The sequence below is a fragment of the Kordiimonas laminariae genome (assembly GCF_023008165.1).
In the GTDB taxonomy this organism is placed as follows: domain Bacteria; phylum Pseudomonadota; class Alphaproteobacteria; order Sphingomonadales; family Kordiimonadaceae; genus Kordiimonas; species Kordiimonas laminariae.
The window spans coordinates 137472-150398 of the sequence record NZ_JAKQZA010000002.1 but is presented as its reverse complement, the minus strand read 5'-3'; the positions used below and the strand labels follow the sequence as shown (position 1 = coordinate 150398).

The 12927-nt window shown below is 47.4% G+C and carries 11 protein-coding genes; 10 read left to right on the top strand and 1 reads right to left on the bottom strand.

Features of this window, described 5'->3' with window-relative positions; translation table 11 throughout:
* The first annotated feature begins 111 nt into the window (after positions 1–111).
* The 3 genes from ppdK to MF542_RS04105 all read left to right on the top strand — a co-directional run bounded on the left by ppdK (position 112) and on the right by MF542_RS04105 (position 3881).
* A complete protein-coding gene (gene ppdK / locus MF542_RS04115; RefSeq protein WP_247016255.1) occupies positions 112–2772 on the top strand; it encodes a pyruvate, phosphate dikinase in 2661 nt (886 codons plus the stop codon).
* A gap of 190 nt (positions 2773–2962) precedes the next feature.
* Positions 2963–3355 (top strand): PAS domain-containing protein, encoded by a 393-nt coding sequence (locus MF542_RS04110; RefSeq protein WP_247016253.1) that lies wholly within the window; start codon positions 2963–2965, stop codon positions 3353–3355.
* A gap of 67 nt (positions 3356–3422) precedes the next feature.
* Complete coding sequence (locus tag MF542_RS04105) at positions 3423–3881, top strand: PAS domain-containing protein (protein ID WP_247016251.1); 459 nt, start codon at positions 3423–3425, stop codon at positions 3879–3881.
* On the opposite strand, the gene ygfZ is transcribed toward MF542_RS04105, so the two are convergent.
* Positions 3878–4666 (bottom strand): CAF17-like 4Fe-4S cluster assembly/insertion protein YgfZ, encoded by a 789-nt coding sequence (gene ygfZ / locus MF542_RS04100; RefSeq protein WP_247016248.1) that lies wholly within the window; start codon positions 4664–4666, stop codon positions 3878–3880. The genes MF542_RS04105 and ygfZ overlap by 4 nt on opposite strands.
* A gap of 196 nt (positions 4667–4862) precedes the next feature.
* On the opposite strand from ygfZ, the gene pyrC reads away from it, so the two are divergent.
* From pyrC to folP, 7 genes are all read left to right on the top strand, one after another.
* Positions 4863–5966 (top strand): dihydroorotase, encoded by a 1104-nt coding sequence (gene pyrC, locus MF542_RS04095; RefSeq protein ID WP_247016246.1) that lies wholly within the window; start codon positions 4863–4865, stop codon positions 5964–5966.
* 132 nt (positions 5967–6098) lie between these two features.
* Positions 6099–6749, top strand: coding sequence for a LysE family transporter (locus MF542_RS04090; RefSeq protein WP_247016244.1), 651 nt, complete (start codon positions 6099–6101; stop codon positions 6747–6749).
* A 188-nt stretch (positions 6750–6937) separates the two neighbouring features.
* Complete coding sequence (locus MF542_RS04085) at positions 6938–7486, top strand: peptidoglycan-associated lipoprotein (protein WP_247016241.1); 549 nt, start codon at positions 6938–6940, stop codon at positions 7484–7486.
* Positions 7487–7594: 108 nt separating this feature from the next.
* Complete coding sequence (locus MF542_RS04080; RefSeq protein WP_247016239.1) at positions 7595–8464, top strand: tetratricopeptide repeat protein; 870 nt, start codon at positions 7595–7597, stop codon at positions 8462–8464.
* 17 nt (positions 8465–8481) lie between these two features.
* Entirely contained in the window at positions 8482–9738 is a 1257-nt protein-coding gene (gene tilS / locus MF542_RS04075) for a tRNA lysidine(34) synthetase TilS (protein ID WP_247016237.1), read from the top strand.
* Between the two features lie 135 nt (positions 9739–9873).
* Entirely contained in the window at positions 9874–11784 is a 1911-nt protein-coding gene (gene ftsH, locus MF542_RS04070; RefSeq protein WP_255833225.1) for an ATP-dependent zinc metalloprotease FtsH, read from the top strand.
* Positions 11785–11790: 6 nt separating this feature from the next.
* Positions 11791–12918 carry a dihydropteroate synthase gene (gene folP, locus MF542_RS04065; RefSeq protein WP_247016235.1) on the top strand — a complete coding sequence of 376 codons (1128 nt, stop codon included), beginning with the start codon at positions 11791–11793 and terminating at the stop codon, positions 12916–12918.
* Positions 12919–12927: the final 9 nt, after the last annotated feature.

Genomic DNA, 12927 nt, shown 5'->3' with positions numbered 1-12927 from the left:
GCTCTGCGATATGTTTTAAACCGGGGTCTGAACACAATAATAAGCAGGCCCTAAAGTACTATAGGCGTATTCCAAAGGGATAATGGGATACGCGACTAAGGACTGCTTTAAATGACCAAATGGGTTTATAGCTTCGGTGATGGTGCGGCGGAAGGCCGTGCCGACATGAAAAATCTACTAGGCGGAAAAGGTGCTAACCTTGCTGAGATGGCCTCTCTCGGCTTGCCGGTTCCTCCTGGCCTTACCATCACAACTGAAGTCTGCACATATTATTATGATAATGGTCATAGCTATCCGGCAGAGCTTGAAGGTGAGCTAGATGCCGCGATTGCACAAATTGAAGCTAGCGTAGGCGCCAAATTTGGCGATGCTTCAAATCCGCTTCTTGTTTCTGTTCGTTCTGGCGCACGGGTTTCCATGCCGGGTATGATGGATACGGTTCTTAACCTCGGCCTGAATGACGAAACAGTGCAAGGCTTGGCTGCCAACAGTGAAAACCCACGTTTCGCATGGGACAGCTACCGCCGCTTTATCCAGATGTATTCTGATGTAGTTCTTGGTGTTGATCACTATCACTTTGAAGAATTGATTGATATCCACAAGGAAGAAAAAGGCGTTGATCTGGATACGGATCTAGATGCAGACGACTGGAAAGAACTGGCGGCTGCGTTTAAGGCAAAAACAGAAGAAGAGCTTGGCAAACCATTCCCACAGGATGTGAAAGAGCAGCTTTGGGGCGCTATTAATGCAGTATTCGGTAGCTGGCGCATTGAACGTGCGAAGGTTTACCGCAAGCTCAATAATATCCCTGAAGAATGGGGTACAGCCGTAAACGTGCAGGCGATGGTGTTTGGTAATATGGGCGAAACATCTGCAACAGGTGTTGCCTTCACCCGTGATCCATCAGACGGCACAAACGAATATTACGGTGAGTATCTGATTAACGCGCAGGGCGAAGATGTTGTGGCGGGTATCCGTACACCGCAGAACCTTACGAAAAAAGCACGTGTCGATGCAGGTAATGACAAGCCTTCCATGGAAGAGAGTATGCCAGAGGTATACGGTCAGCTTGCTGATGTGTTCGAAAAACTTGAGAAGCATTACCGCGATATGCAGGACATTGAGTTCACAGTGCAGCGCGGCAAACTTTGGATGCTTCAAACTCGCAGTGGTAAGCGCACAGCGAAGGCTGCGCTGAAGATTGCTGTCGAAATGGTTGAAGAAGGCCTGATTGACGAAAAAACAGCGGTGATGCGGGTTGAGCCAGCATCTCTTGATCAGCTTCTACACCCAACGCTTGACCCAGATGCACCGCGCGATATTTACACACGTGGCCTGCCTGCATCCCCGGGTGCAGCATCTGGTAAAGTGGTGTTCGATAGTGATGAAGCAGAGGCAATGGCCAAGAACGGTGAGGATGTGATCCTTTGCCGGGTTGAAACATCACCGGAAGATATCCACGGTATGCATGCAGCGCGTGGTATCCTTACTGCACGGGGCGGCATGACAAGCCACGCAGCTGTGGTTGCGCGGGGTATGGGCCGGGCTTGTGTATCTGGTGCTGGTCAGCTCCGTATTGATGGCAAAGCCGGTGTGATGACCTGCATGGGCCGTGAGATTAAAGCTGGCGATATTATCACGATTGATGGTGGTTCTGGTGAAGTGATGGTGGGTGAAGTGAAAACTCTTCAGCCTGAACTTTCTGGTGATTTTGCAAAACTGATGACGTGGGCAGATGCACACCGTACGCTTAAGGTTCGTACAAACGCTGATACACCAAATGATACCTCCACGGCGCGTGAGTTTGGTGCAGAAGGCATTGGCCTTTGCCGCACGGAACATATGTTCTTTGAAGGGGAGCGTATTGTTGCCGTTCGCCAGATGATCCTTGCGGAAGACCTGCGCGGCCGTAAGGAAGCGCTCGCGAAGCTGCTGCCGATGCAGCGTGGTGATTTCGTTGAAATCTTTAAGATTATGCACGGTCTGCCAGTAACAATTCGCTTGCTTGATCCGCCACTGCACGAATTCATGCCGCGTGAAGAAAACGAGTTTGCGGATGTGGCTGACGCAATGGGGGTGGATGCAGCTGTGCTTAAGCGTCGTGCGTCTGACCTGCATGAGTTTAACCCAATGCTGGGCCACCGTGGTTGTCGTCTTGGTATCACATATCCTGAGATTTACGAGATGCAGGCACGGGCTATTTTCGAAGCTGCGATCGAAGTTGAAGGCGATACAGGTGAAACTGTTGTGCCAGAGATTATGATCCCGCTTGTGGCGACGGAGAAAGAACTGGCAATGCTGCGTGAGCGTGTTGAGGCAGTGGCTGGTGAAGTGTTCGCTGAAAAAGGTAAATCAGTTGATTATCTCGTTGGTACAATGATTGAGCTGCCGCGCGCGGCACTTCAGGCGGCGAAGATTGCAAGCTCTGCTGATTTCTTCTCCTTCGGTACAAATGACCTTACGCAGACAGCTATTGGTATCAGCCGTGATGATGCAGGCCGTTTCCTTGATGAATATGTGAAGAAAGATATCTTCGCACAGGACCCGTTTGTGTCTATCGATCAGGACGGTGTTGGCGAACTTGTGAAACTTGGTGCTGAGCGTGGGCGTTCAACCAAAGAAAATCTCAAGCTTGGTATTTGTGGTGAGCATGGCGGCGATCCTGCATCAGTGGAATTCTGCCACGGTGTAGGGCTTGATTATGTATCCTGCTCACCGTTCCGGGTGCCGATTGCGCGCCTTGCTGCAGCGCAAGCTGCTCTTAAAGGTTAAAACCTTATCGCAATGATTGAAAAGCCTCACTTCGGTGGGGCTTTTTGTTTACAAAAATGGTCATATATCCTTATGGTACGCGCCAACAATAAACATGGGCGTAAAGACCTTGACCAGGATAGAGTATCTAACAATAGACCAAATCCCCGCGTCTCATCCTGTCGGCAAATTTCACCAGTTGTGGACTGGTTTGAAAGCTGACGAGGGTTTTCCCTTATGGACGACTTTTAAGGCAAACAACCACCCCGGAATTGTTCCGTGGATGATGGTGTTTGAGAAAGAATTCGGCCAGCGGTATCGCTATAAGTTTGCGGGTACGAGTGTTGAGCAGCTTTTTGGACTTGATTTGCAGGGTGAGTTATTGGGTACTAATACACTCCCAGACGATTTTTTTGAACGGGTAACTCGTGAATTTCAGGAAGTTGAGGCAGGTGGTGCGCCTAAGTTGAGCCAGGCATCGCTACCATACGCAGAAAAAGCGCATAAAACTGTTTACCGTGGTCTTTTTGGTTTTTCTGGTGAAGATAATCCCGTTTCCCGCATTGTAGCGGTAGTCGCCCCTCAAGATATACGTGTGGCGTAAAGCCGCATTTAAAACTCTGTCAACTTTTCTCAATTAAGACTGCCTGCTAACGTATATTGAGAGGCACATGGTTCCTTATTTTAAACATATCCCACCGGAAGAAATTCCAAGTGAGCACCCTGTTAGCCTTTTTCGGGCCTTCTGGGAAAGCAAGCTTGCGTCAGGTAGGCTTGTGAAATGGGCTGATTTCTCACCTATGAGTATTGCTGAGGTGTTGCCGTGGGTTTTGATGCTTGAAAAGCAGCCAGATGGGCGGTTTTTTTATGAAATTAGTGGCTCCGGGTGCGAGATGCTTTTCGGTGTGAAGTATGAAGGTAAGTTTCTAGGGGATGATCTGCCACCTGAAGCTACCGAACAGCGCCTTGAAGAATTCCGTATTATTGAAAGAGGGGAAGGGCCACTCTTTTCGCAAAATACACTCCCAATTGCCGATAAGCAGTTTAAGGAAGTGTATCGCGGTGTTTTTGGCTTTCAGGATGATGATGGCCTGCTCAACAAGATAATTGTTGTCATTGCCCCAATTTAGAGAGCTTTGAAAGTAGCTCCTTCAGTTTTTAACTCTGCTTCCCGGTGCTCAAGTTTCAGGTAGGCGAGAGCATAATCACCAGAATGCGTTCTGATCTCACCAGCTTTACTGCCATCAGCTGTTGTAATTGCATCGCCTGTTTCAAACGTGCCACTTGTCAATTCCACAGGGACAATCATTTTCTTCAGTGTTGTACGGTGCTTCATCCGCGCGGTCAGTTCCTGCCCCACATAACAGCCTTTGCTGAAAGATACACCGTTCAGCGCTTCAGCATTTGTTTCGAGCCAAAAGTATTTCTCTGTGAGGATGTCACGGCTGCCATCAGGGATACCGTGGCGGATACGACGTTCTTCATATTTTAAATACGGTAGATCATTTGCGTCTGCCGCAGGGTTTGTGTTTGCCAGAACGCGCTTATGTAAGGCTTTATGTCGTGGATCTTGAAAAGAAGTACCCTTATCAGCTTCACCGCCGAATAGAGCCCATACCTTCAGGTCTGTTTCTGTTATTTCCACTTGCGCCCTAAGCTTGTACATCATTAAACGGCGTAACAGATCAGCTTTGGTTTTGGCTTCAATATCAAGCAAAAGCCCTTCGCTGTCTTGTGTAATGAGCATATCGTAAAAAAACTTGCCTTGCGGCGTTAAAAGCGCTGCATAAACTGCCTGTGTATCGCTTACTTGAGCTACATCGTTCGTCACCAACCCATTTAAAAACTCTTTCGCGTCAGGACCTGAAATGCGAATAACAGCACGGTTCTTAAGCTCAAGTATTTCTGTAGTCATGGTTGGTGCTTCCTGTTTAGGCGGTATCTGAATGTATATTATTCATAAATGAGACTAGGGTTGGTTAAGCCTGTACAGCTTCTTATTGTTTGCATGATAAATGGCTATTTAACTATAGGTTTCAAGTTGTAAATGAAGGGCAATCTGGTTACAACAATCTTCATGAGCATTCTGTTATTTTAGCGAAGTTATAATCATGAATTTGTCACAGCCTGGTACCGCCCAAACTAATAATAGTAATTCTCTGGACCGGTTGGTGATGCGCCAGCCGGATGATTGGCATGTGCACTTGCGTGATGATGCAATGCTGCAGGCTGTAGTGCCATATACGGCACGGCAATTTGCCCGGGCGATTGTTATGCCAAACTTATCACCTCCGGTAAGTACAGTAAGCGCAGCAGAAGATTACCGAAACCGGATTATCGCTGCAACACCAGAAGGCGTGGATTTCACACCTTTGATGACATGTTATTTAACAGATTCTATTAAAGCCGCTGAAGTGGAAAATGGTTTTGCAAAGGGTGTTTTTACGGCTTGTAAATTATACCCAGCCAACGCCACAACAAATTCGGCACACGGTGTTACGGATATTAAAAACATATACCCTGTACTTGAAGTGATGCAGCGCATTGGTATGCCGTTATTAGTTCACGGCGAGGTAACTGATCACGACATTGATGTGTTTGACCGCGAAGCAGTGTTCATTGAGCGTACAATGGTGCATGTGATTGCAGATTTTCCGGCGCTTAAGGTCGTATTTGAGCATATTACAACTCAAGAAGCGGCTGAATTTGTTGAAAGCGCGGGTGTGAATGTTGCCGCAACCATTACACCGCAGCACCTTGAATATAACCGCAATGCAATGTTGGTCGGTGGTATAAAACCTCATTTTTATTGCCTTCCAATTATAAAGAGGGAAAAGCATAGACTGGCACTTAGGCGTGCAGCTACATCCGGTTCTGCTAAGTTTTTCCTTGGTACAGATTCTGCGCCGCATGTGGTGGCAAGTAAGGAAACTTCATGCGGTTGTGCTGGTGTATTTAACGCACCTTATGCCATGGAAAGTTATGCAAAAACTTTTGAAGAAGAGGGCGCTTTAGATAAATTGGAAGCTTTTTCTTCTTTGAATGGTCCGAAATTTTATGGGCTTCCAGTGAATGAACGTAAAATTGTTCTTGAAAGATCGGATAATATTGCGGTTACAGCTATAGAAGCTGATGGTACGGAGATTATTCCTTTCCACGCTGGTGAAACTTTGGCGTGGCGGTTTGCTGGTTTTGTTGATGGCAGTTACGAATAATATTATTTGTGTTATCAGCATCGGTTAGCCCTATTGTTGATGGTAAAAGTGCCGTTTGAAAATGGGTTAGTTGATGTTGCAGGGAAGCAATCGATTCGTTTCCAGGAAAGAATTGAAAGCGCGTAAGCATTTATGATGGAGCCTATCGGATATCTATTGTGGGGAATTGGGTTCGGTATTGCACTTTCTGCGCCTGTTGGTCCTATTAATATTATTGTGCTGCGCCGGGCGCTTTTTGGAAAAGCGGCAGATGGTTTTCTGATTGGGCTTGGTGGTGCTTTTGGTGATGCATTTTATGCCGCTCTCGCTGCTTTTGGGCTCAATGCAATTTTCGATATGATCGAAGAATATGAAATGCCGCTCAAGATTGTGGGTGGCATTATTATGTTGATATTCGCTTACCGCATCTGGAATTCCCATCCTCATATTGACCGAACACCAAAGCAAGGTGGGGTTAAGCGAGGTATGTTTGGTTCACTTGTTTTGACACTTACAAACCCGGGTGTTTTCCTTGGTTTCGTTGGGCTTTATACTCTTGCCGGGCTTGGTAGTCTTGGAACTGGGGCGCATTGGTGGCTTAACATGAACGCTATTATGTTAACTGTGGGAGTATTTTCCGGAGCTGCAATATGGTGGGCGACACTTGTTATTTTAGCCCGTAAATTCCGGGAAAAAATAAATGACAAGCTTCTGGAAGTTATCAATCACGTCTCTGCCGCTGTTATCGGCTTGTTTGCCTTGATTACGCTTGGGAGTGTATTTTTATCGGCGCTGATAAAATAAACTAAAATCCATTTCACGGAAAATTCACGAATAAACAAGCATTTGCCAACTTTTCCCCGCTTGATAACTTAGAAAACGCGTTCTATAGTGCCTTCAAATGAGCTTTACTCCTTGAATTTCACGGGTGAGGGGTAGCTTTTAGTATTTATTCCATGGGGGAACCCGATCCATTGGAGGGAGCAACAATTATGTCCTTACGCCTGGGCAAGAATATCGCACTTATTTCCGCTGCAGCTCTAGTTCTTGCAGCTTGTTCCAAAGACCAAGAGTTTGTTGAAACTTCACCTGCTCCGGAACAAGAACCTGTTGTAACAGATACAACAAATAATGATGGTGGTCGTCCAGATACAGTGAACACCGCTGAATTAACAGCTGAACAGCTTTTGAGTGCTGGTACGTTTGACGCGTTTGAAGAATTCTCTGGCGCGGATCGTGTTCTTTTTGCGTATGATAGTTCTGAGCTTTCTTCCACAGCGCGCGGTATTCTGGCAAAACAGGCTGAGTGGCTGAACCGTAACCGCAGTGTTCGTATTCGCATTGAAGGTCACTGTGATGAGCGCGGTACACGTGAATATAACCTTGCTCTTGGTGATCGCCGTGCAACAGCGGTTAAGAACTACCTTGTTGCACTCGGTGTACCTGCAACACGTATGGACACAATCAGCTACGGTAAAGAACGCCCTGTAGTGCCGGGTGATTTCGCGAAAAACCGTCGTGGTGAAGTTAAGTTTCGCTAAGATTTAATTGACGGCGTAATGAATTAGAGCCCCGTACCCGGATTTCCGGGGCGGGGCTGTCTTTTTATAAACGTAATTCTTTGTATGATGGCGCTGAGGAGAGTTTAAATGACAGTTAAAGCCTTTGCCCTTTCTTGTATAATTGGTGTGACTAGCATTTTTGGTTCGGTGGAAGTGCAGGCGCAGTCTAACAGTGTTAACAGTGCTCGCATTGAAGTGCTTGAGCGTAAAATTCGCGCACTTCAGGTTCGTCTGGGTGAAACACCAGATGGTGTTGCTCCAACTCAGGCTGGTGGTAACCGCGTGATTGCAGATATTTCTGCGAGAATGGGCACACTGGAAGAGCAAATCCGCCGTCTCACTGGCCGTATGGAAGAATTTGAGTATAGACAGCGCCAGCTTTCTCAAACGCTGGAACTTGTTCAGCAGGAAATGGCCTTGCAACGTGCTGATATTGCTAAAGCAGCAGTACAGCAGCCTGTGGGTGCATCAAATGCTTTACCATCCGCCTCGACGGAAGAAGCTCCTGCTGGTGCCACACCGGAAGTGGCGGCGGTAACAGAGCCTGCTGTTGTTATTGAACTTCCTGATGGCGATGCTGCGGCCCAATATGATTATGCTTTCAACTTTATCCGGAAGAATGACCTTGATAGTGGCCAGATCGCTATGGAGAAGTTCATGGAAGTGAATGCAGGTAACCCGCTTGTTGGGAATGCTAAGTTCTGGCTTGGGCGTATTTATTTGCAGCAGGGTAAAAACGCTAATGCTGCGCAGAATTTTCTTGCTTTGATTGAGGAACATCCCAACCACAATAAACGCGCCGAAGCGCTTGTGGATCTGGCTGATGTGCTTATCAAACTGGATAGTGCGAGTGATGCCTGTAATGCATTGCTGGAATTCCGCCGCGTGGAAGATAAAGCCTCCGGGCGTTTGAAAACGCGTGCCTCAAGATTAGCGGAGCGAGCGCGCTGTAATTAAAGGCCGTATTTTCACGTATGGTAAACCAGAGCAATATTATCGAAAACTATAGCCAGTTTGGTATCGAAAAGGGTGCCAAGCTGGCTATTGCCGTTTCTGGGGGAGCGGATAGCCTTGCGCTCCTTTATTTAAGCTACAGGCATTTTGATGTTGCTGTTCTGACGGTAGATCACGGCTTGCGTAAGGAAGCTCGAGATGAGGCGCGTTACGTTGCTTCTTTATGTGAGAGGCTAGGGGTGGCGCACACAATCCTTACTTGGGAAGGAGATAAGCCCGAGGGGAACATACAGGCGGAAGCTCGCGAAGCCCGCTATGCTCTTATGGAGACATGGTGCCAGAGGCATGGATACCCATTTCTGGCGGTCGCTCATCACAAAGATGATCAAGCGGAAACCTTTCTACTGCGTTTGGCGAGGGGGAGCGGAGTATACGGCCTTTCTGGTATGAAAGCGTCCAGACAATTGGATAACGGCGTTAAACTTATCCGGCCTTTACTGAACTATGCGAAGGCAGAACTCGTAGACTATCTTAACGAGCAAAAGATTGAATGGATCGAAGACCCTAGCAATCAATCTGAAAAATATGGCCGCGTGAAAGCGCGTACTATGCTTGAGAATCCGCCACTTGACGGCCTTAATACAGACCGACTTGTGGATACTGTTCATAGAATGCAGCAAGCGCAGGACGCTTTATCATTTTATGAAGGCCAGTGGTTGAAAGCTGTTCTTTCAGAACGGTTTGGGTTTGCTTTCCTGGATTTGAAAGCACTTGATACAGCACCTGACGAAATTGTACTTCGCGGATTATCACGTGTCTGCATGTTCATTGGTGGGCAGATATATGGCCCTAGATACGAAAGACTTTGCCGGCTGAAAATTGAACTGGGTTCTTCTGACTTTAAAGGTGCGACGCTTTCTGGTGCCCAGTTTGTGCCACAGAAGGATGGCAAAATACTCATCTGCCGAGAGCAAAGGCAGATTGAAACGATCAAACCTTTGTTACCTGAAGGAAACTGGGATAACAGGTTTTCTTTTACAGCGAAGGGTGATATTGCGGGGCTAACTATTGGAAAACTGGGTGAAGCGGGTTTACGTTTTCTGAAGGAAAACCATCTAGGCTTTGATCAAGTTTCAGTTCCGCGGCAGGCTTTGCTTGCCTGGCCTGCAGTTTATCGGGGGGATAATTTGCGGCTGGTTCCAGAGTTGGGCTATGATGATTTGGAAAATGCGGATATTCGAATTTCGTTGAAGCGAAATATTTTGGATAAAAAGTGACGGTTTAGTATATATAAGCCCTTGTAGAGTGGGCTTTTGAGCTTATTTGTAAGAGTATTCTTAAAGTCGGGCCTGAAGGCTCGCAGTATGCCGGAAAATTATAAGAAGGCATGACAGCATAGGAAAGGCAGTAAAGTGAATGGTTTGACGAGAAATGCACTGGTCTGGGGCGCGATTATCCTTGGTCTTATAGTGCTTTTCCAGGCTTTCCAAGGTGGCGCAGGTCGCTCTCAGGAAGTTAGTTTTTCTCAGTTCCTTACTGAAGTTGAGAACGGCCAGGTTAAAAGCGCAGAAATTACCGGGCAAACAATCTCCTTCAGAGGCGCTAGTGGTGAGCTGAAAACAGCTGTAAAGCCGGTTTTCTACCCGAAGCTTTATGATACGCTTCAGGAACACAGTGTTGATGTGAAAGAAATCAAGGAAGAGCAAAGCATCTTCACAAGCATGCTTATCTCTGTGCTTCCTTTCCTTCTGATCATTGGTATCTGGATTTTCTTCATGCGCCAAATGCAGGGCAAAGGCGGCGGTGGCGGTGCCATGGGCTTTGGTAAAAGCCGTGCACGCTTGCTTACAGAAAAGCAAGGCCGCGTAACCTTTGAAGATGTTGCTGGTATTGAAGAAGCTCAGGAAGAGCTGGAAGAAATCGTTGATTTCCTTAAAGATCCGCAGAAGTTCCAGCGCCTTGGCGGTAAAATCCCTAAGGGTGCGCTTCTTGTTGGCCCTCCGGGTACTGGTAAGACACTTCTAGCGCGTGCAATTGCTGGCGAAGCCAATGTACCATTTTTCACGATCTCAGGTTCTGATTTCGTAGAAATGTTCGTAGGTGTTGGTGCAAGCCGTGTACGTGACATGTTCGAACAGGCGAAGAAAAATGCGCCATGTATTATCTTTATCGACGAGATTGATGCTGTAGGTCGCCATCGTGGTGCCGGCCTTGGCGGTGGTAACGATGAGCGCGAGCAGACACTGAACCAGCTTCTTGTTGAAATGGATGGTTTTGAAGCCAATGAAGGTATTATCATCGTAGCGGCAACAAACCGCCCTGATGTGCTTGATCCTGCGCTTCTGCGTCCGGGCCGTTTTGACCGTCAGGTTGTTGTACCGAACCCTGATATTGATGGCCGTGAGAAAATCCTTGGTGTTCACATCAAGAAGGTGCCGCTTGCACCAGATGTGAATGTGAACACAATTGCTCGCGGCACACCTGGTTTCTCGGGTGCTGATCTTATGAACCTTGTGAACGAGGCTGCACTTCTAGCCGCTCGTCGCGGTAAGAAAATTGTTGCTATGCAGGAATTTGAAGACGCAAAAGACAAGGTGATGATGGGTGCTGAACGTCGTTCTATGGTGATGACGGAAGAAGAAAAAACCATGACAGCTTACCACGAAGGTGGGCATGCTTTGGTATCGCTTCACTGTACACACCTAGACCCGATCCATAAGGCAACAATTATTCCGCGTGGGCGTGCTCTTGGTATGGTTATGAGCTTGCCGGAGCGAGATGAATATAGTTTCCGCCGCCAGAAAATGCATGACCATTTGGCTATGGCTATGGGCGGACGTGTTGCTGAAGAAATCGTGTTTGGGTATGACGAAGTTTCTTCAGGCGCTTCTGGTGATATTCAAAGTGCTACTGATCTCGCCCGTAAAATGGTTACCCAGTGGGGTATGTCTGATAAACTTGGCCCAATCCAGTTGGCGGCAAATGAACAGGAAGTTTTCCTTGGTCATTCTGTTTCGCAGCAGAAAAATATTTCTGAAGAGACAGCCATGCTTATTGATTCAGAAATTAAACGCTTCGTGGATGAAGGCTATGAGCGGGCAAGGAAAATCTTGACCGAAAACCGGGATCAATTGAACTTGATTGGTGAAGCTCTTCTTGAATATGAAACATTGACTGGTGACGAACTTAAAGCATTGATCAATGGTGAAGAAATTCGTCAGGCGCCGAAGAAACCGGACAACACACCTACTGTGCCACCGGCTGCTTCAACAGGTGTTCCAACAACTGGCGCAAGCCACGGCGAACCTCAGCCTGAAGGCTAAGCTTCAGTGAGCATTGAGCTTTTGAAAAATCTATCCGGCGGGGCGAGAGTTTATCTCGTACCCGCTGGTTTCGTTTATGGGGATGAAAACGCTTGCCCGTTTGCGGGAACTGGTATGATGATCGCTGGTTTTCGTGTCATTGCTCGTGAAGAGGGGAGCAAGCTTTGTGATATTCGTCTTTCATATAGTGATTTGAAAGATACTCTGCCTGCGTTGCCAGAATATGTGGCAGTCGAGGTCACTAAACAATTACGTAATTATCAAACGCCTCGCGCGCCACTTCAAATCCCTAACTCAGATAAAACGCTGGCTTACACGCGTCCTCGCATTATGGGTGTGCTCAATGTAACACCAGATAGTTTTTCTGATGGTGGGAAGTTCATCGATCCTGACGCTGCAGTTCGGCATGCGAGAAAGCTCATTGCAGAGGGCGCAGATATCATTGATATCGGTGGTGAAAGCACACGGCCGGGCGCTAATCCTGTTTGGGAAGGTGAGGAAGCTGATCGTGTGGTGCCTGTGATTGAAGCTCTGCAAGCTGATGGTGTTCTGCTTTCCATTGATACGCGGCATTCTTTTGTGATGGAAAAAGCTATCGATGCAGGCGCTCATATCATTAATGATGTGACGGCGCTCTCCTATGATGGTGAAAGCCTTCGCGTAGCTGCGAAATCAGGCGCACCGATCATTCTGATGCATTCGCAGGGTGATCCAAAGACCATGCAGGATAATCCAACATATGCTGACACACTTCTTGATGTGTATGATTATCTGGAAGAACGGGTTCGTATCTGTGAGCATGCAGGGATAGATCGTAGCCGTTTGATCCTCGACCCCGGTATCGGTTTTGGAAAGCGAATGGTGCAGGATAATATAGCCTTGATTAATGGCTTACCGCTCCTTCACGCGCTTGGTCTTCCCATTCTTTTCGGTGCATCCCGCAAAAGTTTTATTGGTGCGATCTCTGGCGAGGAAGATGCTTCAAAGCGTATGCCGGGTTCTTTGGCAGCGGCAATGAAAGCCTCGGAATTAGGGGCTCAAATCGTGCGTGTGCATGATGTGGCTGAAACAAAACAGGCCCTGGCTATGGTTCAGGCCTTCAAAGATGCAGCAATTCTAGACGCAATGAATTGATGCTGTTAG

What these genes read in the sequence shown, in the direction of transcription:
- ppdK (WP_247016255.1), top strand. Translation starts at nt 112, where the DNA reads ATGACCAAATGGGTTTATAGCTTCGGTGATGGTGCGGCGGAAGGCCGT.
- MF542_RS04105 (WP_247016251.1), top strand. Translation starts at nt 3,423, where the DNA reads ATGGTTCCTTATTTTAAACATATCCCACCGGAAGAAATTCCAAGTGAG.
- ygfZ (WP_247016248.1), bottom strand. Translation starts at nt 4,666, where the DNA reads ATGACTACAGAAATACTTGAGCTTAAGAACCGTGCTGTTATTCGCATT.
- pyrC (WP_247016246.1), top strand. Translation starts at nt 4,863, where the DNA reads ATGAATTTGTCACAGCCTGGTACCGCCCAAACTAATAATAGTAATTCT.
- MF542_RS04090 (WP_247016244.1), top strand. Translation starts at nt 6,099, where the DNA reads ATGATGGAGCCTATCGGATATCTATTGTGGGGAATTGGGTTCGGTATT.
- MF542_RS04085 (WP_247016241.1), top strand. Translation starts at nt 6,938, where the DNA reads ATGTCCTTACGCCTGGGCAAGAATATCGCACTTATTTCCGCTGCAGCT.
- MF542_RS04080 (WP_247016239.1), top strand. Translation starts at nt 7,595, where the DNA reads ATGACAGTTAAAGCCTTTGCCCTTTCTTGTATAATTGGTGTGACTAGC.
- tilS (WP_247016237.1), top strand. Translation starts at nt 8,482, where the DNA reads ATGGTAAACCAGAGCAATATTATCGAAAACTATAGCCAGTTTGGTATC.